We start from the raw sequence: 23,036 nt of genomic DNA on the forward strand, positions 1-23,036 counted from the left end.
ATACTCCACTCCGATCAATGGCTGTAATGTGTTGTGTCTATCGTACACCAATGGTGGTTGTAAATTAAGCGCAAGTTTCAGCGGCCATTTCGATGCGTTTACTTCCATAGCAACTGTTTATACTTTCATCTTTTATTTCCTACAAAAAAACCTCCGGAAATTTCCGGAGGTTTTGCTTAGCGCGCCAATAAATATTCAACATATGCGCGCCATTCTGTATTTTTCGCATAAGTAAAGTCCGGCGTCAGGCTCGGGAACGGCATAAAGAGCTTCGGTCTCCCTGGATAATCATGGAGTTGCTCTTCATTGATGGTCAGGTCTCCTGCCTCCATGCCGCTTGCGAGAACGACGCGACCTTGTTGGGTGAAGGCGATCTCGACAGGAACAGCATTCGGGCGGCCGTCAATGTTCAAGGTATAGGCCATACCCGACGTGTCGTCGTCATCGTAAACCCAACCGTCGCGCAAGGCGATTGCATCTTGTGCTTCATTCAAGGTGATTTCTGCGTTGGCGTTGCTGCCATAAGGCACCGTGTCCTGCAAAGGTGTTTCAGGGGCGATGCGCACTTCGTAAAAGGCGATCGGGTTGTTTTGTTCGATGCGGCCGAGATTTCGGTACGCTTCGAACCACTTGGATTCTTCCGCCGGGATTTCAGAAACGCTGCGGACCGTTCCAGGAATCGCGCCTTCAATGCCTGGCGCCTGGATGAATACACGGTCGGCCTGTTCCACTTCGTGCCATTCGTCTTCCAATAAATACGTCACGAATTCACGTTCATTATTGTAAATTTCGATGCTGAGCGGCGTGGTGTCACGGTTGATGCTTGCGACCGTCCCCTCGACCGGGCTGATGAGCGCCGGATTTTCCTGGCTTTGCGCGAGCTGCGCTTCGACGACCGCCAGTTCAGAATCGATGGCCGCCAGACGCTGCTGGGCTTGCGCGATGCCTGAAGCATACGAGCCGTCTTCCGGCACTTCCACGCCGACCGAGACGTTGACGTCCATGCGCAGTTCCTGTTCCATGTCTTCTCCAAGCCCCGGATAGCTGGAGCTATTATTGGAGTTTTCGGAAACGCTGCTGTCTTGCGATGCGCGCGCCTGCGTCAATTCCTGCAATGTTGACTGAACTTCATTGCGTTCTGTTTGTAGCGCACTTTGTTCCGACTGCCAAATCGCTCGCTGGTCTTCTGACTCACTTTCGTTCAAGCGTGCCAGCTCAGCGCCTGCCGTTACGGCATCGCCTTCTTTGACGAGCCATTGCTCAAGTGCTTCGTGGTCCTGGACATAGATTTCCATCGTATCCTGCGGCGCCGTCAAGGCTTCTTTCGGCAAATTTTCGGTGTATGTATGGGTATACGCCTGTTCATATTCACTGACATATAATTGCTTTGAAATGATGCTCTTCTCACCGAACAGCAACAGGAAGTTCGAAGTCAAAAAAGCGACGATGGCAATGGATAAGCCGATAAAGAAAAAGCGGTTCATAGGATCGGCCCCCCTTGCATAAAGTCACGCAGCATTTCATCGACCGGAATCTGGCTGAACAGCGCGACAATCAATGCCGAAATCACGTGGATGATGATCAGTGAAAGCAAGATGATTTTCGGCGATACACGCGAAAAATTCTTGATGAAGCGGTATTGAATCGCGATGATCAATGAGGTAAACAAAGTCAATTGGTTGAAGAAATAAATCAGGTAACTGTTTTCCAGGAATGTTGCCGCGATCGGCCCGAATGAAAACGGTGAAAAGGCTGTTGTGTAGCCGTTCCAGGCGAATATGCCGAAAATCAAGCCTTTTTCCAGCACCAACAATGCCGTAACGTAAGCTTGCATGACGATCATCGCCTTCCACGGGATGCCGATGATCCGACCGTATAGATATGCAGCGATGTACAAATGGAAGCTTAAATACAAGCCGCCCCACAGCAAGGTGCCGACAAGCGAAGTCCACCGTGCGAGTGTATAACCGTCGAACATGCCTGCCGCAAGCAGCGGCGTCAACGATCCGGTGTTCATGCCCCAAATTTCAGGCAAGGCAAAGACCATCAAGCCGAGCACCAAAATAACAGCCAATCGCTTGTTAATTTGCCTCATTTCGGTGTGCCGCAAATTATGTATGAGTTGGCCTTGGTTCAGGAAGAAATGCCAAAATTTAAAATCAGATATCATGCGTCTAAGTCCTTTCAGGCAAATGGCGTTCTGCTTAGTTTTACTTTACCAAAAAACCAAGCGCTTTGAAACGAATTCCCTGCCACAATTTTCAATATTTGGTGGCTTTGAGACGAATGACATAGGATTGTGGTGAATTTTAAATCGGGAAAGAGTGAAGTAATGAAAAAGAAGTGATTGGAAAAGAAGTGATTAAGGAAGAAGCCATTGGAAAAACTTCCGCTTTTCGACTGCGCTCCAATGGCTGCTTGGGGCTCGCAGGATGCGAGTCATGCAGCTGATGCGACAGGACGTCGCGCTTTCAGCTGCCCGGGTATGGGGCGGGTGTTGAGCCAACGTCCCGCAAAAAGCGCGGTACGTTTGTCTCGCCAGCCCGCTCGGTCCCCCAGGAGTCAGCCATTTCCGCTCCGTCTCTAATTTTAGAGTGGAAGATCGTTTTTCAGTTCATTTAAAGCAAAGTGTGGAAATGTATTATGTTTTTAGCTCATATTATTTGGATCAAAGAGAGTGTGATTTTCAGTTTGCCACATTTCAGAAAGTGATCCCCAACTAGCCGGCAACTAGTTACAGAAGCAGATTCAACTAATCACACCTCTCTCAATGAAATCTATCAGCCGCCAGCGCCAAGGGTGAGCCGATGCAGTAAGACAGGCGTTCTTCCTGGCTTACGGCAAGAGGCCCACCCAAAGCAGGGCGGTGGCTACCAAGGCAGAGCTTAGATGGAAAATAGAAATATTTCCACATACAAACACTCGCTAACTTCACTTAATTTCACACAATGAAAAAACCTCCGCGGCTGCGGAGGTTTCGTTTTATTGATCTGCGACAATCTTGTATTTCTTATGTGAAATTACGGTCATGTTGGAAGCAGCGCCGATTTCCTTGGCGTCTTCTGGTGAGATCTCGACGATCACCGAGTTGTCCATAATTTTGAAGATGGTTCCGTTAACGTCGACGCCATTGCGGGTGAATGAAATCCATTCGCCGATTTTGCGGGCCGCTACAAATTCAGATACTTCTTTTTCATGGGGTTGAAATGCCATCGTTATCCACGCCTCTCTATAATGAAAACATTATCTGTCTATTATAGCATAAATTTATGGTTATTTCACCTGTTTCATTTCTCTATGCAGTTGATAAAGGCCGTCCTGCGCACTTTTACTATAGAGCACACCGAGGGGCTTCAGTCCCCGATATCCAATCCATTTGTCATTCTACTCCAGGCAAAATCGTTAGGGTTTTATTGGCTGCATCAAGCCGCGCCAGCGCACCAAGTGGAACTGAGAAATTCGGTTCGCAATGACCGATTTTAAAGCCTTTGACAACTGGTACCGCCATATCTTCAAAATAATCAGCTAGCACTTGCTCAAGCGTCCAGGATTGCCCTGGCTCTGCAGCTTCTGCATTCTTGAAATCCCCAACAACAATTCCAGCAACTTGTTCGAATTTACGGGCTTGCTTTAGCTGATTTAACATTTCATCAATCTGGTACGGCTCTTTTCCAGTATCTTCAATCAAAAGAATTTTACCTTTTGTATCGAGTTCAAATTTGGTTCCAAGGCTGCTTCGAATCGATGATAAATTGCCGCCAACCAGTTCACCGTCCGCCACACCGCCTGCCAAAACCTCCAAGGATGATATCGTTTCGTCATAATGCAATTCGAATGGCCGGAACATCTGGCCGAACATGCGTCCGCTGCGTTCGTGGAATTCCGGCTTTCCGACATCGGAGGCTAACATAGGACCGTGGAATGTTATCAATTCTGCATACATACCAATTGCATGATGCAGGAAGCTAACATCTGAATAGCCCCAAAAAACTTTCGGGTTTTCTTTGATCATTGCGTAATCGATATACTCTGCAAACCGGGCTGAACCAAATCCTCCCCCAGCGCAAATGATGCCTTTCACTTCTGGGTCTTCAAACATGTCATGAAGGTCTGCTAACCGTTCTTCATCAGTTCCAGCAAGATAACCATTGACGGCTGTTACAGACTGACCCATTTTCACCTTTAGCCCCAATTCCTCTAAAAACGGTAGTGCCTTGTTTAAGCTTTCCAGATCCGGGGGGCTAGACGGCGAAATGACACCTACTGTATCCCCTGAATGCAACCGCTTTGGCATAATGCGCATATGACTCACTCCTTTTTTCTATTCTTCACTCTTTAAACCTATCAGTTTTCCTTAGTTAAAAAAAGAAAAACCTACGCGCTGCCGCTTGCCCAACAACAAGTGCACAAAAGACCGCCTCAAACTCTTATGGATAGCCTATACAAGTTCAATCCATTAAGTGTATCTTCGCAAAATCAGTAACTCTGTAGTGATTTTCTTTATTTTTCACTGGCGACATTTTTTCCAATCTTCTCAACCAATTTTAAATTCCCCTAAAGTGAAGCAGACGCTTGACTACCGCCTTCGATTGAATAACCTTTAAATGAAAATTATTTTAATTTTTAGAATATTTAGTGATTTAGTCTCATGTATTTTCTTCCAGCCCCTTATACACTGTAAATAAGTTATAAATAGTTCAACTGGACACTATAACTAGCAAACAGGATTTCCCGACAAACAGAGAAGGAGCGGATCATCATGAATAATTTCGAAAAAGTACTGGAGATGCAGTGGGGAGATCTTGCACTGGGCGTGACGGGTTCTGCAGTTGTAATGTTGGCACTTAATTACTTCATGCTTATGTAGAAAGGAGCACCCTATGATTTCCGAACATACGTAAAAGCCCTTTTCCGATTGATGGAAAAGGGCTTTTTGCTTGTTTTCTTCCATATAAAAACGCCTGCGCTCATATTCCTGGGCAGGCGTTGCTTATCCATAGGCTGTTGTATGCTTCATCATAGACCTCCATCGAGTAATTGTTTTTGCTGAGACAGCAGCAGTTTCTCAAACAGTTCCTTATCCCCCGCGGCTAACGCCTGGTCGATCATGCGGTTGAAGTTTTCCTGCTCCAGGAACTGGATTGCTTCGGTCGCTTCTTTCTTTGTTTGTTCGTTCACTTCGATCAATTCCGCCCTTTCTTCCTTCAATATGCTCTGAAGGTGTGTGTGGATATCCGAGACCAGCAGCAATTGGTAGAGCGGCAAACGAATAAAGCGGTTTCCTTTTTGGAAGACAAAGACTTCTGAAAGGTTTTCTACTTGGAAGGTATTCAAGTTGACGATGATTTCCTTCCCCTCGACAGGGATGAAGTGAAACACTTCATCATCTTTCAGGATGGAAAAATATTGATAAGCGAACACAAATTTGATGCGATGCCCTTCTCTCTTTGTATAAAACGGCTTCATCAATTTTACATGCAACATCTGACTCCCCTCCTTATATTTCAGAATATTCTGCTTAAATAAATCATACCATAAATTGGACGGTTCGAATAGAATTAAGTGTGGATAAACGATGGCATTTTCGCTTCTTTTTCCTTCTTCGTTTACTGTATTGCCACAAAGCCGTATAATAGAAGGAAATGTTTTTATTTGGGGCGATGTAAATGGCTACGGTTTTATCCTTAGCAAAACAATACGAAGACACAATCCACAATTATATGGCTGCTATCGACAAGTCGCTTCATCCTACGCGTGCGTTAGATGAAGAAATGGTTCGAAAAGCAGTCTTTTTAGTGCGCCATGATGGCGTGCAGATCCATTCTTTCAATGAAGAACGCCTGCTGCTTGAAGCGAGCGTGAAAGATGCCCATTCGGTAAAAGTGGTGCTCAATTTCGGGAAACTTACTGCCGTGTGTGCTTGTCCACAGGAAAAAACCTGCCGTCACCGCTTGGCGGTCATTTTTTCGCTCTACCAAAAAATCGACTCGCTTTCCGAATGGGTCGCGAAATGGCGTGATAAGGAGAATGAGAAATTGTCGACACTGACGAACAAACGCTCACCCGATCAATGGGAAGCACTGATCCGCAGCACGTGGCGCGAACCGATTAATGATTACGTCACGCGCAATTATTTCTATTTTGAGCAATTATACGAAGGGCGCTTGAAAAATGCCCTGTCCTTCATGCCGCTTGAGCGTGAATGGAAAACTTTATATAAAACCTATGCCCACCTGATTTCTTTGACAGAAGTGTGGAATACGTTCAGCGCGGGGACTAAAGAAGTGCACCACTCGTTCTTCAAAACTTGGTTTGCGGACGAATTGCATGCACTTCGTGATTTACTCGGCCAATTGCGCGGTCTGCACCGCACATTCGAATCGGATGCTTTTTTCACCCATTTACGGGAACTGGTTCGTGAATTTACCGAAACGAATGACGATTCTTTTTCCGAACGCTTTGACATTTACCAGCTGTTTTGGACTGAATTATTCATCACCAGGCGCGAACGGTTAAGTGGCCTTGAAGATTTCCGGCGTCCTGATGAGCGGGTTCAGGCATTTTTCGCCATCCTGCTCGAAAACGAAGTTGCACCTGGCAATATTGCACCGGGCGCAGCAGCTGACTGGGTCAAACTAGCGGTGCTTGCGGAAGAAGAGGGCCATCAACAAGGGCTTTCTGCTATTCTAATAGCTCTCAAGCCGCACGTTCGGACGTTCCTGTTTGACGGGTTGTTTACGCAATACCGCCACCACTACGTCCGTGTGTTAAGCCGCCTGTATTCATTGATTGATTTGACCGAAGATGATTGGGAAGATTTGTTTACGCAGTTTGGCCATTACGGCTTGCCGGCCTATTCCGCTTATCTTGTCGAAAAAGGCATGTATAAACAATGGGCGGAGCTTCACCAGCTGCATAACTCGCCCCTGTATTTTGCTGAGGAATGCGGGTTGAAGGAAGTGCATAATGCCGCACCTGATTTCGCATTGCCACTGTACCACCGTTATGCGCTGCAGCATCTCGAAGAACGCAGCCGGACCAGTTACAAACAAGCTGTCCGTGTATGGAAAAAAATGAAAGCTGCGTGCAAGAAAAGCGGGCAATTGCCGTTTTGGAATGATTATATGAAAGAGATCCAACATCGCTATAAACGATTGCGCGCACTCCAGGAAGAGATCGAGAAAGGAAAACTGTTATGAATCAATTCCAAACTGAAGGAAGCCGTACGTATTATTTGAAAATAGACCAGTCGGACATGTTCCGGCTTCAGGCTTATAACGACAGCGGCAACCGGATCCCTCCGGAAATCTGGTCGCCATTCCTGTTTTTCGCCGACAAAGACAGCTTTTTCGGCATGAACGTTCAAACAGATGGCTTGGACCTATTATTGACGCCAGCCGATTTTGTCCGTTTGTTCCAACAGGATCCTCACCATTACGTTCAGTTTTCAGGGCGCCGCCTGCAAGATGAAACTTGGCTGAAACTTGCGCGCCGCGTCGCCGACTCCTTGAACGATTCGGCACTGTGGCAGCATGTTCATGTCGAAGACGGCGTTATTTCCATCGATTCGGCATATGGCGATGCGGAAATCCGCTCGTTCTTGACCGATACTATCCAGCATCAGCTGCACCAAAAAGGGCTCACTCCCGCCCATTTGCCCTACCTCTTGCATTTCGTCGAACATGCCGGTTGGGACGGGCTCGCACCCGCGGACGATTATGTGCTGGCGATGCAATTGACCGAACCTGACGACAGCGGCTTATGGGCTTTCCGCACAGCGCTGCGCACTAAACGCGGCAGCGCATATTGGACGCCTTCGAAGCGCCGTGAAAACGAAGTGATCGAAAAGGTCTTGCCTGAAAAATGGCGTGCCCATGCGAGTGAAATCCAAGAGCGCCAAAGCTTGATCCTTAGCTTATGTCCTTCTGTCGACCGCTATGAGGCGGACCAGATGTATATCGCGCGTTGGACAGATGCGGAAGTATTGAACTTTCTCCGCAATGATGCAGACCTGTTGCAGGCATTTGGCGTGGAAGTATCGATTCCTTCTTGGCTGCAAGCCGTCCAGGAATCCAAAGTACGCGTGAAAGCGAATGTTACCTCCCCGGCGAAAAAAGCATCCGTCGTTGGCCTTGATCAAATCATTAACTTTGACTGGAAGTTCTCGCTTAATGGCCACGAGTTAAGCATGCAGGATTTCGAGCAACTGGTGACGGAAAACCGCGAATTTATCCGCGTTGGCAACGAATGGGTACGCGTCGACTCGAATTTGTTGATGCAATTGCGCCAAATGATTGAAGAAGCGGAAGACGCCGATTGGACGCTGAAAGACATGCTGTTCCATAATGTACCGGACGTCATGCTCGAAGAACCGGGAGAAGAAGATGACCCGCTCGTCGAGTTCCATTTGAATAAATCCTTAAAAGTCCTGCTCGATAAACTACTCGATAAACGCGACCTGCCGGAAACGCCATTGCCAGGGAACTTGATGACCGAATTGCGGCCTTACCAGAAGACCGGTTTCGATTATCTAACCTTCATGCGCGAAGAAGGCTTCGGTTTATGCCTCGCAGATGACATGGGGCTCGGCAAGACTGTGCAATTGATTGCCTACTTGCTGCACGTGCACAGCGAAAAGCCGAAAAAGCCGTCGCTCATCATTTGCCCGACTTCGGTCCTCGGCAACTGGCAAAAGGAATTGGATCGTTTTGCCCCTGATTTGAAAGTTGCGACGCATTACGGCAGCAATCGCCCGAAAGGCCAAGCCTTCCTCGACTCACTGGCGTCCGAACAACCGGATGTCGTGCTGTCGACGTACGGCATCGCTTCGTCCGACAGCGTCGAAATCCAATCGATCACTTGGACGAGCATTACGCTTGATGAAGCACAAAACATCAAAAACATGTATACGAAACAATCACGGACAATCCGCAAGTTCAAAGGGCAGCATCACATCGCGCTGACCGGGACGCCGATTGAAAACCGATTGTCCGAACTATGGTCGATCTTCGATTTCATCAATAAAGGCTACCTGTACCGCATCAAGCAGTTCCAGGAAGCCTTTATGGTACCGATTGAGCGGGATGATTCGGAACAGGCGAAAGAAAAGCTGCGGCAACGCATACAGCCATTCTTGCTCCGCCGGACGAAAAAAGATCCCGAACTACAGCTTAATTTACCGGAAAAACTGGAGCAATTGGAATATTGCCCGCTGACGCCGGAGCAAGCCGCGCTGTATGAGGGGCTTGTCCAGGATACGGTGCAGAAGATGGGGACGCTCACTGGCTTTGAGAAAAAAGGCCTCGTCCTGAAAATGCTCAGTAAGCTGAAACAGCTGTGCAATCACCCGTCCCTTTATTTGAAAGAACCGTATACGACTGCCGACGAGTTATTGCCTCGCTCCCAGAAACTCGAGCGTATCGTGACACTTGCGGGGGAAATCGCGGAACGCGGGGAGCAATGCTTGATCTTTACGCAATACATCGGAATGGGGCATCTGCTACAGCAGGCGCTGAATGAATTATACGGGCATGAAGTGCCGTTCTTGACTGGGCATATGCCGAAAAACCAACGCGATTCACTTGTCGCTGCATTCCAGAATGGCGAATTCCCGATCTTCATCCTATCCTTGAAAGCAGGTGGAACCGGGCTCAACTTGACGGCTGCTACGCATGTCTTGCACGCAGACCGCTGGTGGAATCCAGCTGTGGAAAACCAGGCGACCGATCGGGCATACCGCATCGGCCAGACGCAGTTTGTCCACGTCCATAAGTTTGTAACGATTGGTACGATCGAAGAAAAAATCGATTCACTGCTTACACAGAAGCAGTCGATGTCGGATCAGTTTATCCAATCCAGTCAATGGATGACGGACCTGTCCGATGATGAGCTGAAAGAATTGTTCACGTATAGCTTCTAAAAAATCCGGCCAGGACCCCACCTGGCCGGATTTTTTCTTTTGGACAGCGATCATCAATTTTTTTCGCCTGTGGCGAAGACCCGTTTCAGTTCTGACAGCTCCCGCTCCGCCTCAATCATGCGCTGATGAAGTGAAGCGGTCAGTTTGATCAATTGCTCCATGTGGACTTCCAATTGGAGCTGAAGTTCTTTCGGCATTCCACTTGCCTCCTTATGCATCAACTGTTCACCTGCTCAGTTTCGGGCGGCTGAAAATCGAACTCCACATTAGAATCCGCTTCCGTCCGCTTGGGGATGAGATCGTCTGAGGGCTTTCGTTTATCGAGGAAACGTACTTGGTCGCCAATCACTTCCGTTACGTAGACGCGGGAGCCATCTTCCTTATCGTAATGGCGTGATTGAATCCTTCCCGTAATGGCGACTTGCGAGCCTTTCATGCAATACTTAGCGACGTTTTGGGCAGTACGCCCCCAGGTCGAGCAAAGGACATAATCGCTTTCGATCTCTCCACGCTGATTTCTGAAGTTGCGGGAAATGGCCACGACGAAGGTAGTATGTACACGCCCTTCCCCCAGCACCCGCATCGATGGGTCTTTCGTCAATCGTCCTACAATGCCTACTTGATTCATTGATTTCACCCCCTGCCGGCCAGGCCGATTCAGTTGCTGGCTTGTGGCCTGCCTGCTGTCCTGCCGGTAATAAAAGCATACTAAGAGCGCCATTTCCTTGGCAATGTGGGAAATCGCGGATTTGAAAGGATTTCGGGCATCATTTGCGGAATTCCGAAAAGAACAAAAAATTTTTTCGATCATTTCGCGGCAAGAACTATAGCATTTCTGGAATGGCAAGCCTATACGCAAAATCGCCATTTTGTTGCAGAGGTTTTTTCTATAGACATTCGCCGGGTATTTCCCCGCTATGCTATACTGAAACAAAGCTTTATCTGGAGGGAATTTCATGAAAACCTTTAAAATGCTGTCGTTTGCCGTTGTAGATGGAGAACAACTTATAGACTACCCGCTCCACGATGGCCTGATCATCAACCAGGAAAATTCCCAGCGGTCATGGGTTCTTGAACTGCTGGTGGACGAAAAGCACGAAGCGATTTTTCTCGATATGAAACAAAATGGCAAAGTGTATGATGTCAAAGTCGTCATTTCCTACCCAGGAAATGAACCAGCCACGTTTGAAGTGATCATTCATGCCGTTAAACCGATCGGTGGCCACGTCTCTGTGTTGATGAAAGGAACTTTGAAACGGGCGCGCCGCAAATACGCTGAAACTTTATTGTCAGAGCTGTTGGAAGATGGTCTCGAAGGACAAGATTTGCTTGAGCGCTTTGAAAGCGATATGCGGGAACGGCCTGTATTGCGCAAAGACGAAAGTAAATCCACATAACAAAACTGCCTCCTGCGGCCGAATTGGCTGCGGGAGGCAGTTTTATTTTCCATCTTATTTTTCCTGGACTGGCCCAAGCGCGAACAAAATGTCGCATTCACAGGCGATTTCGCCATCTACTGTGGCAATTGCGTGCCCTTTGCCCATAGAACCACGCAGGCGAGTCAATTCGACTTCTAGGCGCAATTGATCCCCTGGCGTGACTTGGCGCTTAAAGCGGCAATTATCGATGCCTGTGAAGAAGGCAAGCCGGCCTTTGTTTTCTTCCATTTGAAGAACAGCAGCCGCACCGACCTGTGCCAAAGCTTCAACAATCAAGACGCCTGGCATTACAGGGTAACCTGGAAAATGGCCGTTAAAGAAATCTTCATTAGCGGTGACGTTTTTCAGCCCGACCGCTTTTTTCCCCGCTTCGATTTCAACGATCCGATCGACCATTAAAAATGGATAACGGTGAGGCAAAATTGCCTGTACTTGTTCTGTCGTCAACATAAATTCCATTCCCTTCTACAACTTTCTGCTTGTCTCCAGACTTTATCGTTTCCTGATCAAGTGACTCCGCGCATGATATCAAAGATGTGCTGCCACGTTTCCCATTTAAGGGCATCGCCTGCATTGCCATCTCCAATGACGCCGTATCCGATCATAGCTCCCAGTGCTGCCATAACGACGAGAAGTGCAATGACCAGGAGGATGCGCAGCCAAATCGGAAACATGCGGATTTGCACCCAGCGCGTTTTCTTGTGTGGCTTTTCGGTTTGCGTATTCGGTTTATCTGGCTGTGTCGAGCCAGCTTTTCGTGATTGTGCCATCGCTATGTCAACCTTTCCTCTTTAAATGCCCAATGCTATACAAGTTACTTCACTATCTGCCATTATACTAAAAAGCTTGGGCTGTGGAACATAAATTTGAATTTTATCTCCTCGAACGGAAAATATCCTGTTTCGCTTCGAGCATTTTTCCGGTTCCAAGAACGACGCATTCTTTCGGATGTTCCGCAATGGCGACCGGAATGCCGAGACGCTCCGTCAGTAGCCGGTCCAGTCCGCCTAGCAAAGCACCACCGCCAGTCAACACACCCCCGCGGTCGATGATGTCCGATGCCAATTCAGGAGGCGTTTGTTCGAGCACCACGCGCACACTTTCTGCAACTTGCTCGACCGATCCACGCAAGGCTTCTGTAATCTCTTGTGCCTTCAACGTAATTGTCCGCGGATACCCGGTCAGCATGTCCCGCCCCCGTATATCCATCGTGGCTTGTTGATTATCGCTGAGCGATCCAAATTCGACTTTCAATTTCTCCGCTGTCCTTTCCCCGATCAGCAATTTGTATTTCTTCTTGATGTAATGAAGGATGTCCAAGTCAAAATGATCCCCTGCCACTTTCAAGGTTACGCTTTTGACGATTTCGCCCATCGACAAAACCGCAATATCGGAAGTCCCTCCGCCGATATCAATGACGAGGCTCGCATCCGTCTGATAAATATCGAGCCCCGCCCCGATAGCTGCGACTTTCGGCTCCACTTCAACATAAACTTTTCTCGCCCCCGCTTTTTCAGCCACTTCGCGGATGGCATTTTGTTCGATGCTCGTGATATTCGCCGGACAACAGATGAGGATACGCGGCTTCATCATAAAGCCTTTCAGTTTGAGTACTTGAATAAAATGCTTGAGCATCAATTCTGTAATATCAAAATCATGTATGACGCCGTCTTTTAAAGGGCGGATCACCGCAATGTGCTGTGGCGTGCGACCCATCATCTTCTGGGCTTCCATGCCAACGGCAATCAGCTCATTGGTTTTTTTCTCGACAGCTACTACGGACGGCTCGTTTAAAATAATGCCCTTGCCTTTTACATAGATCAGCACATTGGCCGTTCCAAGATCGATGCCTATATCTTTCGAAAACATAAAGCCGTCCCTCCCTTTGTTCTGCGATATTGATTGAAATTCAGTTTTTCTAAGCAACTCAATATTACAAATCTTCTATATTAGATGAATAGCCATATGCGAAAGAGTGGAAGACGGCGAAGAGCAAGGATACGCTCCTGTCGCGCCAACTGCATGACCCACACCGATGGGTACGAAAACGTTCGCCTGGAGCGATATCAGCACTTTCCTTCACTCTTTCTAATACTTCGATTCAACTTGTCTAGTTAAAATCTTATCATAATCCTGCAACGGCTGACAAAATTCTCCGAAAATACTTTCAGACTGTTTTTCTACGAAAAAAGCCTGCCGCTTAATTGTGCGGCAGGCTTCGAATCTTATGAAGTATAAGTCCTGATGAATTAAACCATTTGCTCTTCTTTTACTTCGCTTGTTTCAGTTGATACGCGTTCAATGTCGGCACCTAGAGCTTCAAGCTTCAAGTGGAAATCCACATATCCGCGGTCTAAATGATAAAGTTCGTGTACGCGTGTAATTCCTTCAGCAGCCAGCCCAGCCAAGATCAATGCAGCAGCTGCACGAAGGTCTGTCGCTGAAACTTGTGCGCCTTGCAATTTAGAAGGGCCTTCCATGATGACTGAACGTCCTTCAATCTTGACGGATGCATTCATCCGACGGAATTCTTCTACGTGCATGAAGCGGTTTTCGAAAACTGTTTCAGTCAAAATGCCGCTTCCTTGTGCCGTCAACATCAATGACATCATCTGCGATTGCATATCTGTCGGGAAGCCTGGGTGTGGCATTGTTTTGATGTCGATCGAACGGAGCGGGCGTGTCGCGCGAATGCGCAAGCCTTCATCCGTTTCTTGGATATCGACTCCCATTTCGCCCATTTTTGAAATTAAGGCAGCCATATGTTCCGGAACAGCGTTTTCAATGATGACGTCGCCCTCAGTGATGGCAGCTGCCACCATGAATGTACCGGCTTCCACACGGTCAGGAATAATCGAGTGATGTGAACCGTGAAGAGTTTCCACGCCTTCGATGCGCATGGTGTCTGTACCTGCGCCTTTGACGTTTCCGCCCATTTCGTTGATATAGTTCGCTAAGTCAACAATTTCCGGCTCTTTCGCTGCGTTTTCGATAATCGTTACCCCATCTGCAAGCGCTGCAGCTGACATGATGTTCTCTGTCGCTCCTACACTTGGGAAATCGAGGTACATTTTAGCGCCGCGTAAACGGCCATCCGTTTTGGCTTCAACAAAACCATTTCCGAACGTGATATTCGCTCCCATTGCTTCAAAGCCTTTTAGATGCTGATCGATTGGACGGGATCCAATCGCGCAGCCGCCTGGCAAAGCAACACGGGCAAATCCATTGCGCGCAAGAACCGGCCCCATGACCAAAATCGAGGCACGCATTTTACGAACATACTCGAACTGCGCTTCACTTGAAAGTTGCGAGGAAGCATCGATGTGCATCTCATTTTTCTCTGGGAAATATTCGATGTCGACATTCAAGCTTCTCAATACTTCTTGAATAGTGTAGACATCTGCTAGATTCGGCACTTCCGTGATGATGCTCTTCCCTTCACTTGCAAGAAGCGCACCTGCCAATACCGGCAGTACTGCGTTCTTCGCGCCTTCTACCCGTACTTTTCCTGTTAATTTCTTTCCGCCTTTAACGATGATATGATCCAAAGCATAACCCTCCATGTGTTTAATAGTCCCTAATTTATACAGCTCTCACGTATATTTTCACATTTAATAATCTCTGTAGTTTATGGTAGTAAAAAATGAAAACCTTATCCATGATACCTTGTTTTTTAATAAGAAACAAGCATTACAAAGCTTTCTTATCAAAAACTCAATACACTCCATGTTGTTCGTAAACATAGGTATTTTTATGTCCGTTACGAAAAAAGAAATATTACAAATTGATTACAGTTAATTGTTTCCCCACTTCCATAGAATTAAACCCTTATACAGTGAATATTTCCTGGGAAATAGTAAAACATTGCCGATTTGCCATAGGAACGGCATGCATCCACATTACCATGGCAAATCGGCAATGCTAAAATAGGTATGGCAATTGCCTAGACCATGCAGAAATTTCCAAGAAAAAATTGGAGACGGCCGTTCCGAGCACAATACTTAAAAATATGTATAAGATTTGCGCCTGCAATACGTGGTGCTTCGCTATCCATTTGTCGAACATTACAGACCGCAATGCATAAAAGGAAACACCGGTGAAAAAGATATGGCTAATGATTGAAATCAATGCCTGCTGCCCGATATATAATTCCACTCTATACTCTCCTTTCGTCTCATATCTTATTTGTTGAAACCCCTGCTGTTAGTATAGCTGAAATTATTTCATATGGCATAAAAATTCATGAGTTTTTCGTGAAATCCTGCCTATAATTCAATAAAAAAACGGACAGAAGCGAATCGCTTCTGTCCGTCTCCTTTTATTAAATGTTACCCTCATAAACGTTGATACGATTCGTCGCACGTCTTAACGCCAACTCCGCGCGTTTGTAGTCGATCTCATCTTTTCTTGCCTGAAGAAGTGCTTCAGCACGTTTTGCAGATTCCTGCGCACGTGCCAAGTCGATCTCAGTCGCAGTTTCTGCTGATTGAGCAAGAATCGTCACTTTTTCAGGGCGGATTTCAAGGAACCCACCGCTTACAGCGACCAATTCCGTCGAGTTTTCTTTCTTTAACCGGACTGCGCCGATTCCAAGAGGAGCTACTGTCGGGATGTGACCAGGCAAAACGCCCATCTCACCGGTTGCTGTAACTGCAATCACCATAGAAACTTCTGAATCGTATACTGGGCCGTCGGGAGTGACAATATTGACTGTAATGGTCTTCATTTTTTTCCCTCCTGGTCCCTGATTTTAGACTTGTACGCCCATGCCTTTGGCTTTTTCGATAACTTCTTCGATGCGGCCGACTAGGCGGAAAGCATCTTCCGGAAGATGATCGTATTTGCCTGCAAGGATTTCCTGGAAGCCTTTGATCGTTTCCTGAACTGGAACATACGAGCCTTTTTGGCCAGTGAACTGTTCAGCAACGTGGAAGTTTTGAGACAAGAAGTTTTGGACGCGGCGTGCACGGTTAACCGTCAGCTTGTCCTCATCGCTCAATTCGTCCATACCAAGGATGGCAATGATATCCTGAAGCTCTCTGTAGCGCTGCAAAGTTTCTTGAACCTGGCGTGAAACACCGTAGTGTTCAGTGCCAACGATTTCAGGAGACAATGCGCGTGAAGTAGAAGCAAGTGGATCCACCGCTGGGTAGATACCCATCTCAGAAAGTTTACGCTCAAGGTTAGTTGTTGCATCAAGGTGGGCAAACGTTGTTGCCGGAGCCGGATCCGTATAGTCATCGGCTGGAACATAGATTGCCTGGATCGATGTTACAGAACCAGCGCTAGTTGTCGTGATACGCTCTTGCAATTGACCCATTTCCGTTGCAAGTGTTGGCTGGTAACCAACCGCTGATGGCATACGGCCAAGAAGGGCGGATACTTCAGAACCAGCTTGCGTGAAGCGGAAAATGTTATCGATGAACAAAAGAACGTCTGCGCCTTGCTCATCACGGAAGTATTCAGCCATTGTCAAACCAGTCAAAGCAACACGCATACGTGCGCCAGGCGGCTCGTTCATCTGACCGAAGACCATTGAAGTTTTCTTGATAACGCCGGATTCGCTCATCTCGTGGAACAAGTCGTTTCCTTCGCGCGTACGCTCGCCAACACCAGCGAATACAGAAAGACCGCCGTGTTCTTGTGCGATGTTGTTGATCAATTCCTGGATCAAAACGGTTTTCCCTACACCGGCACCACCGAAGAGGCCGATTTTACCACCTTTGATGTAAGGGGCAAGTAAGTCAACAACTTTGATACCAGTTTCAAGAATTTCAACTTCAGTGGAAAGGTGCTCAAACGTAGGAGCAGAACGGTGAATCGGGTCGCGGCGTTCTGTTGCCGGGATTTCCTCACCCAAGTCGATTACTTCACCAAGTACGTTAAATACTCGGCCAAGTGTAACATCTCCGACAGGAACAGAAATTGCTCTGCCCAAATCGGTTACTGCTGAACCGCGCTGCAATCCGTCAGTGGATTCCATTGCGATGGTACGAACTGTGTCGTCGCCTAGGTGCAACGCTACTTCAAGAGTCAAAGTAGTTGGCGCCTGGTTGGGACGATCGATAGTAACGGTTAGGGCGTTGTAGATCGCTGGAAGCTGTCCGTTAGAAAACTTAACGTCTACAACCGGACCCATAACCTGAAGAACGTGTCCTGTGTTCATGCTGTTCCCTCCTGTCTTACTTTTATTGAACCTATTTAAAGCTCATCGGGCCTATACGGCCGTCTTCGCTTTTCTTATTGTCTAGCTGCTGCGCCTAGCTCCTCGGGTCATAAGCCAATTTCCCTGTGCGGCATAGAGCGCCGCTTCGGGAATTCGTCTTATGCCTGTCGGAGCTGGACAGGCGCTTTCGCTTTTCTTACTCTAACGCTGCAGCTCCGCCGACGATCTCTGTGATTTCCTGAGTGATCGCAGCTTGGCGTGCACGGTTGTAGACAAGCGTCAGATCGCCGATCAATTCTGATGCGTTGTCTGTTGCGCTCTTCATTGCTGTCATGGAAGCAGCATGCTCACTTGCTTTGCCGTCCAGCAAGGCTCCAAAGATCAAGCTTTCCGCGTATTGTGGAAGAAGAACTTCCAGAATCGCTTCTGCTGATGGGTCGAACTCGTAAGAAGCAGTCGATCCAGTTGGCTGAATGTCAGTCAACGGCAGCACTTTCTTTTCGGTAACCTCCTGGGAGATGGCAGAAACATAATGGTTATAGTACATATACACTTCGTCATACGTACCTTCTGCGAACATACCAACAGCTTTGCGCGTTATTTCCTTGATATCCGCAAACGCTGGGTGGTCTGGAAGCCCGACTGAACTTTCGATGATGTTATAGCCTTTCTTCGCAAAGAAGTCACGGCCTTTCCGCCCAACGCTGAGAATAACAAATTCGTCGCTTGACGTATGACGCTCGTTGATTTTCGCCATGACAGTACGCAAGATGTTACTGTTATAGCCGCCAACAAGGCCACGGTCAGAAGTAATGACCAAATATGCCGTTTTCTTTACAGGGCGCGCCATCATCATAGGATTCGACACGTCGCTAGAACCGGCTGCGATCGAAGCGACCACATCCTGGATCTTTTCCATGTAAGGAACAAAAGCTTTTGCGCTCGTTTCCGCTTTATTTAACTTAGAAGCGGAAACCATCTGCATCGCTTTCGTGATTTGGCTTGTTTTCTTGGTTGACGTAATTCGTGTTTTTATATCGCGTAAAGATGCCACTGGTATTTCACCACCTTGTTATTTTTTCTTCCTATCCTGCCAGGGAGCTTATTCTGATTTTGCGAATGTGTGCTTGAATTCGTTGATTGCTGCACCGAATTCTTCGTCAGATGGCAACCCTTTAGTTGAGCGGATGGTATCCAAAACGTTTGTGTGGTTAATATCCAACCAGCTAGTCAATTCAGCTTCGAAACGAGTGATGTCTTGTACAGGAATATCGTCGAGGAATCCACGAGTCAATGCGTAGAAGATAACAACTTGTTTTTCAACTTTAATCGGGCTGTTCAAGTCCTGCTTGAGAACTTCAACTGTACGTTTCCCGCGCTCAAGTTTTGCAGCTGTCGCTGGGTCAAGGTCGGAACCGAACTGGGAGAATGACTCCAATTCACGGTAAGCAGCCAAGTCAAGACGCAAGGTACCGGCTACTTTCTTCATCGCTTTGATCTGTGCTGAACCACCTACACGGGATACAGAAAGACCTGCGTTGATCGCTGGGCGAACACCGGCGAAGAAAAGATCCGATTGAAGGAAGATCTGGCCATCCGTAATCGAAATTACGTTTGTTGGGATATAAGAAGAGATATCGCCTGCTTGCGTTTCAACAAACGGCAATGCAGTGATTGATCCCGATCCGAGTGATTCGTTCAACTTCGCTGCGCGCTCAAGAAGGCGTGAGTGAAGGTAGAAAACGTCACCTGGATAAGCTTCACGGCCTGGAGGACGACGAAGCAAGAGTGAAAGTTCACGGTAAGCGGACGCTTGTTTTGTCAAATCATCATAGACGATCAAGACGTGCTTGCCATCGAACATGAAGTCTTCAGCCATTGTGATACCTGCATAAGGAGCTAGGTATAGAAGTGGAGCTGGTTGTGAAGCAGACGCTGTAACAACGATTGTGTAATCAAGCGCACCGTTTTTACGGAACGTTTCAACTACGTTACGGACAGTCGACTCTTTTTGGCCGATTGCTACGTAAATACAGATCATGTCTTGGTCGCCTTGGTTTAAGATCGTATCGATTGCAACAGATGTTTTACCTGTCTGACGGTCACCGATGATCAATTCACGCTGCCCACGGCCGATTGGCACAAGAGCATCGATTGCTTTAATACCCGTTTGAAGCGGTTCGTGCACGGATTTACGTGCCATAACGCCTTGTGCAGGGCTTTCGATAGGACGAGATTTTGTTGTGTTAATCGGTCCAAGACCATCAACCGGTTGTCCTAGTGGATTGACTACGCGTCCGATAAGTTCTGGTCCTACCGGTACTTCCATAATACGGCCAGTTCGACGTACTTCATCGCCTTCTTTGATGTCTGCGAATGGTCCAAGGATGATGATACCAACGTTGTTGGCTTCCAAGTTTTGTGCCATACCCATTACACCATTTGAGAATTCTACAAGTTCTCCAGCCATGATGTTGTCGAGGCCATGAGCGCGAGCGATACCGTCACCAATTGTGATGACTGTACCGACTTCGTCAACTTTCATCTCTGATTGATAGTTTTCAATCTGTTGCTTAATCAGATTGCTGATTTCTTCAGCTTTGATGCTCATGTATTTCACCCTCTCATAATTTCATAAATTAGCCGATCAATTGACGCTGCAAGCGAGCAAGTTTCGTGCTGACACTGCTGTCATAGATGCGGTTCCCGATTTGAAGGCGCAATCCACCAATCAAAGATGGGTCGATTACGTTTTCAATCCGTAAAGAATTCTTGCCGATGCTTTTCGCGAAAGCTGTGGAAAGAGATGCTGTTTCTTCTTCTGTCAACGGACGAGTTGAATAAACTGTTGCATCCTCTATTCCCTGCTCTTCGTTCGAAAGCTTGATATATGCCTGTGTCATATCACTGACTTCGTTCATGCGTCTGCGATCACCCAACATCTGAAGCGTATTGATAAGGTAATGGTTAGCCCCTTGAAACACTTCGTCGATAAGGTTTGTGCGCTTTTCAGATGAAAGTTTCGGCGACACGATCAATTGGTAAAGTTCAGGAGTCAACTTGAAAACTTTACGTACTTCACGGAGATCCTGTTCGATTTCCAAAGTCACATTGTGCTCTTTGGCTACCTGGAATAATGCCGATGCGTAGCGCTCAGCGACTTGGCTCATTGCACTTCGCCTGCCTTCGCAATCGTTTCGTTAATCAACTGACGGTTGTCTTCCTCAGAGATTTCCTTATCGAGTACTCTCGTAGCTGCCAACAAGGACAGAGCCACAACTTCTTCACGAACTGCTGCGATCGCTTTTTCGCGCTCGTTAGCAATTTCTGCCACTGCGGATTCTTTCATGCGAGCAGATTCAGCACGCGCTGTCGTAATGATTTCCTCACGGGAAACTTCGCCTTGTTTCTTAGCATTTTCAACGATTTCCTGCGCCTGGTTGCGGGCATCCTTCAAAAGGTTGCGCTGCTCATCAAGCATTTGCTGTGATTCCTGACGGCTTTTTTCTGCAGTTTCGATCTCACTTGCGATCAAATCTTCACGTTGTTGCATAACGCCCATCAATGGACCCCACGCAAATTTCTTCAACAGGGCCATTAGGAGTAAAAAGATGACCAATGTTGCGATGATGTCTCCAGTGTTCAAAAACTCCCCGGTTGCACCGAGTACGAGGTGATCAAAAAACACGATTGTTTCACTCCCTTCAAGAGCCTAAAATACTTTTTCTTCTATTATATATGCTGCTTAAAATCGTTAGATGTGCTGTCGAAATCCAAAATGCATCATACAAGCATAAATGGCGAAAAACATGCCGGAGCATTCTCGCCATTTAGCTTTTTAGTAATAAGTTGCTTTGTCTAGATTCGCTTTGCGCGATGTCTAGACTCCAGTGCCTAGCTCTTCGGGACATAAGGCAACCCAGCTGAGCGGCAAATTACGCCGCTTCGCTGGTTCGCCTTATGCCTGTCAGAGCTGAACGGCCGTTTTCGCTTTTCTTAGTGTCCAGACTCCAACGGCCAACTCCTCGGACTTAAGCTGTCTTTCCTATGCGGCAAAAAGCGCCGCTTCGGAAGTCCGTCTTAAGCCTTTCGGAGCTGAACGGCCGTTTTCGCTTTTCGAAATTAACGGTTCATTACGATGAACGCGATAACTACGGCGATGATCGGCAATGCCTCGACCAAAGCTACACCGATGAACATTGTTGTTTGAAGAACGCCGCGTGCTTCTGGCTGGCGAGCGATACCTTCAACTGTTTTTGAAACGATAAGTCCGTTACCGATACCTGCACCTAGTGCTGCTAATCCTACTGCAATTGCTGCTGCTAATAAACCCATTTTAAAATGTCCTCCTCAGGATAATTGTTTTTTTGTTTTGCCCGAAGGCAGTTTATACTCAATGGTCTTCGCTGACTTTATGCGATAAATAAACCATCGTCAACATAACGAAAATGAACGCTTGGATAGCCCCGATAAAGATCGAGAATCCTTGCCATGCCATCATCGGCAAGATTGCACCGACGAATCCGAAGATACTTGCTGAAGCAAGCCCTGCCAATAACGTAAGCAAGATCTCACCAGCGTAGATGTTACCGTAAAGACGCAGACCGAGTGTCAGCGTATTTGCGAATTCCTCAATGATTTTAAGCGGGAACAAGAACGGCATCGGTTTCAGGAAATCTGAACTATAGCCTTTCAAGCCTTTCAGCTTAATACCATAATAATGGCTCAAGATGATGATTGTTGCAGCCAATGTCATTGTCACGACTGGATCCGCTGTTGGTGATTTCCACCAAAGGTCTCCGTTGACGACGACAGCAAATGGGAGCCCGAGCATGTTCGAAACAAAGATGAACATGATCAGCGTAATTCCAAGAACATGGAATCGTCCGCCATCCCGCCAGTCCATATTGCTTTTAATGATTCCTTTGACAAAGTCCATAACCCATTCCATGAAGTTCTGCATGCCAGTCGGCTTCAGCTTCAAGTTCCGGGTAGCGAAGAATGCGATAAGGAACACAATAAGAGCGGCTACAAGCAGCATCATAACGTTCGATAGGTTGAACCAGATGCCGAATATCGGATCTTGATACATTGGAGCGCCATGATCCACGTTAAATTCACCTCTCTTTCCACTTTCTTTAATGGTGTTTCATGTGATAAACGATCCGCTCCACTAAAAGGAGACCATATGGGATCATCAACCCGATTACCGCACTGACCAAATGTATGTGCTCAGCGAACAAAATAGCGATCGCCACAACGGCTACACCTGATGCGAATCGTAATGCCGTTCCGAGAGAACGGACCTTCGAGCCCTCTTCCACCGCCCGGTCGAACTTTTCCATTCTCCGGACCAGGATCCACATATTGTAAATGCCGAACAGAGATCCAACGATCAAGCCAGCGAACACTTCTGGATAAGGAGTGACTCCCCACCCTAAAACGAACGCGGCGAGGATGAAATACATCAGCCTCTTCAATCTTTTATAGATCTCTTGAAGTCCTTCCATTG

24 protein-coding genes are annotated in these 23,036 nt (G+C 47.2%); 3 read left to right on the plus strand and 21 right to left on the minus strand.

What is annotated here, in order from left to right; genetic code table 11:
• Window positions 1-176: 176 nt before the first annotated feature.
• The 5 genes from KTG14_RS08425 to KTG14_RS08445 all read right to left on the minus strand — a co-directional run bounded on the left by KTG14_RS08425 (window position 177) and on the right by KTG14_RS08445 (window position 5,484).
• Complete coding sequence (locus KTG14_RS08425) at window positions 177-1,484, minus strand: efflux RND transporter periplasmic adaptor subunit (protein ID WP_216970519.1); 1,308 nt, start codon at window positions 1,482-1,484, stop codon at window positions 177-179.
• A complete protein-coding gene (locus KTG14_RS08430; protein ID WP_216970520.1) occupies window positions 1,481-2,095 on the minus strand; it encodes a hypothetical protein in 615 nt (204 codons plus the stop codon). The genes KTG14_RS08425 and KTG14_RS08430 overlap by 4 nt, the downstream gene beginning before the upstream one ends.
• An 887-nt stretch (window positions 2,096-2,982) precedes the next feature.
• Complete coding sequence (locus KTG14_RS08435) at window positions 2,983-3,213, minus strand: DUF2187 family protein (protein WP_058382988.1); 231 nt, start codon at window positions 3,211-3,213, stop codon at window positions 2,983-2,985.
• Between the two features lie 166 nt (window positions 3,214-3,379).
• Window positions 3,380-4,303 (minus strand): S66 peptidase family protein, encoded by a 924-nt coding sequence (locus KTG14_RS08440; protein ID WP_216970521.1) that lies wholly within the window; start codon window positions 4,301-4,303, stop codon window positions 3,380-3,382.
• Between the two features lie 713 nt (window positions 4,304-5,016).
• Window positions 5,017-5,484 (minus strand): transcriptional regulator, encoded by a 468-nt coding sequence (locus KTG14_RS08445; RefSeq protein ID WP_216970522.1) that lies wholly within the window; start codon window positions 5,482-5,484, stop codon window positions 5,017-5,019.
• Window positions 5,485-5,666: 182 nt separating this feature from the next.
• On the opposite strand from KTG14_RS08445, the gene KTG14_RS08450 reads away from it, so the two are divergent.
• Complete coding sequence (locus KTG14_RS08450) at window positions 5,667-7,199, plus strand: hypothetical protein (RefSeq protein WP_216970523.1); 1,533 nt, start codon at window positions 5,667-5,669, stop codon at window positions 7,197-7,199.
• Window positions 7,196-9,919, plus strand: a complete 2,724-nt coding sequence (locus KTG14_RS08455) for a DEAD/DEAH box helicase (RefSeq protein ID WP_216970524.1) — start codon at window positions 7,196-7,198, stop codon at window positions 9,917-9,919. Before KTG14_RS08450 ends, KTG14_RS08455 begins: the two co-directional genes overlap by 4 nt.
• Window positions 9,920-9,972: 53 nt before the next feature.
• Here KTG14_RS08455 and KTG14_RS08460 read toward each other — a convergent pair whose 3' ends face one another.
• Both KTG14_RS08460 and KTG14_RS08465 read right to left on the minus strand, forming a co-directional pair.
• Entirely contained in the window at window positions 9,973-10,116 is a 144-nt protein-coding gene (locus KTG14_RS08460) for a hypothetical protein (protein ID WP_167358041.1), read from the minus strand.
• Window positions 10,117-10,136: 20 nt separating this feature from the next.
• Window positions 10,137-10,547: a single-stranded DNA-binding protein gene (locus KTG14_RS08465; RefSeq protein WP_216970525.1), complete on the minus strand. Its 411-nt coding sequence runs from the start codon at window positions 10,545-10,547 to the stop codon at window positions 10,137-10,139.
• Between the two features lie 328 nt (window positions 10,548-10,875).
• On the opposite strand from KTG14_RS08465, the gene KTG14_RS08470 reads away from it, so the two are divergent.
• Window positions 10,876-11,316 carry a YwpF family protein gene (locus KTG14_RS08470; protein WP_216970526.1) on the plus strand — a complete coding sequence of 147 codons (441 nt, stop codon included), beginning with the start codon at window positions 10,876-10,878 and terminating at the stop codon, window positions 11,314-11,316.
• A gap of 54 nt (window positions 11,317-11,370) precedes the next feature.
• On the opposite strand, the gene fabZ is transcribed toward KTG14_RS08470, so the two are convergent.
• The 14 genes from fabZ to KTG14_RS08540 form a co-directional block, all read right to left on the minus strand.
• Entirely contained in the window at window positions 11,371-11,808 is a 438-nt protein-coding gene (fabZ, locus tag KTG14_RS08475) for a 3-hydroxyacyl-ACP dehydratase FabZ (protein ID WP_101191249.1), read from the minus strand.
• A gap of 56 nt (window positions 11,809-11,864) precedes the next feature.
• The gene (locus KTG14_RS08480; RefSeq protein WP_216970527.1) at window positions 11,865-12,128 is read right to left on the minus strand and encodes a DNA-directed RNA polymerase subunit beta; all 264 of its coding nucleotides are present in this window, start codon (window positions 12,126-12,128) and stop codon (window positions 11,865-11,867) included.
• Window positions 12,129-12,231: 103 nt separating this feature from the next.
• On the minus strand, window positions 12,232-13,227 hold the full coding sequence (gene mreB, locus KTG14_RS08485) for a rod shape-determining protein (protein ID WP_216970528.1): 996 nt from the start codon (window positions 13,225-13,227) through the stop codon (window positions 12,232-12,234).
• 380 nt (window positions 13,228-13,607) lie between these two features.
• Complete coding sequence (gene murA / locus KTG14_RS08490) at window positions 13,608-14,906, minus strand: UDP-N-acetylglucosamine 1-carboxyvinyltransferase (protein WP_216970529.1); 1,299 nt, start codon at window positions 14,904-14,906, stop codon at window positions 13,608-13,610.
• Between the two features lie 373 nt (window positions 14,907-15,279).
• Window positions 15,280-15,513: a DUF1146 family protein gene (locus tag KTG14_RS08495; RefSeq protein WP_216970530.1), complete on the minus strand. Its 234-nt coding sequence runs from the start codon at window positions 15,511-15,513 to the stop codon at window positions 15,280-15,282.
• A 166-nt stretch (window positions 15,514-15,679) separates the two neighbouring features.
• Window positions 15,680-16,084: a F0F1 ATP synthase subunit epsilon gene (locus KTG14_RS08500; protein ID WP_068464131.1), complete on the minus strand. Its 405-nt coding sequence runs from the start codon at window positions 16,082-16,084 to the stop codon at window positions 15,680-15,682.
• A 24-nt stretch (window positions 16,085-16,108) separates the two neighbouring features.
• Window positions 16,109-17,524: a F0F1 ATP synthase subunit beta gene (gene atpD, locus KTG14_RS08505; RefSeq protein ID WP_068464133.1), complete on the minus strand. Its 1,416-nt coding sequence runs from the start codon at window positions 17,522-17,524 to the stop codon at window positions 16,109-16,111.
• A 196-nt stretch (window positions 17,525-17,720) separates the two neighbouring features.
• Window positions 17,721-18,578 (minus strand): ATP synthase F1 subunit gamma, encoded by an 858-nt coding sequence (gene atpG, locus KTG14_RS08510; RefSeq protein WP_068464136.1) that lies wholly within the window; start codon window positions 18,576-18,578, stop codon window positions 17,721-17,723.
• Between the two features lie 48 nt (window positions 18,579-18,626).
• Entirely contained in the window at window positions 18,627-20,135 is a 1,509-nt protein-coding gene (gene atpA / locus KTG14_RS08515) for a F0F1 ATP synthase subunit alpha (RefSeq protein WP_068464138.1), read from the minus strand.
• Between the two features lie 28 nt (window positions 20,136-20,163).
• Window positions 20,164-20,694, minus strand: a complete 531-nt coding sequence (locus KTG14_RS08520; RefSeq protein WP_216970531.1) for a F0F1 ATP synthase subunit delta — start codon at window positions 20,692-20,694, stop codon at window positions 20,164-20,166.
• Window positions 20,691-21,212, minus strand: coding sequence for a F0F1 ATP synthase subunit B (atpF, locus tag KTG14_RS08525; protein ID WP_216970532.1), 522 nt, complete (start codon window positions 21,210-21,212; stop codon window positions 20,691-20,693). The genes KTG14_RS08520 and atpF overlap by 4 nt, the downstream gene beginning before the upstream one ends.
• Window positions 21,213-21,646: 434 nt before the next feature.
• On the minus strand, window positions 21,647-21,859 hold the full coding sequence (atpE, locus tag KTG14_RS08530; RefSeq protein WP_008433003.1) for a F0F1 ATP synthase subunit C: 213 nt from the start codon (window positions 21,857-21,859) through the stop codon (window positions 21,647-21,649).
• Window positions 21,860-21,917: 58 nt separating this feature from the next.
• Window positions 21,918-22,634 carry a F0F1 ATP synthase subunit A gene (gene atpB / locus KTG14_RS08535; RefSeq protein ID WP_216970533.1) on the minus strand — a complete coding sequence of 239 codons (717 nt, stop codon included), beginning with the start codon at window positions 22,632-22,634 and terminating at the stop codon, window positions 21,918-21,920.
• 28 nt (window positions 22,635-22,662) lie between these two features.
• Entirely contained in the window at window positions 22,663-23,034 is a 372-nt protein-coding gene (locus KTG14_RS08540; protein ID WP_216970534.1) for an ATP synthase subunit I, read from the minus strand.
• Between the last annotated feature and the right edge of the window lie 2 nt (window positions 23,035-23,036).

The organism is Planococcus sp. CP5-4_YE (genome assembly GCF_019042655.1).
In the GTDB taxonomy this organism is placed as follows: Bacteria; Bacillota; Bacilli; order Bacillales_A; family Planococcaceae; genus Planococcus.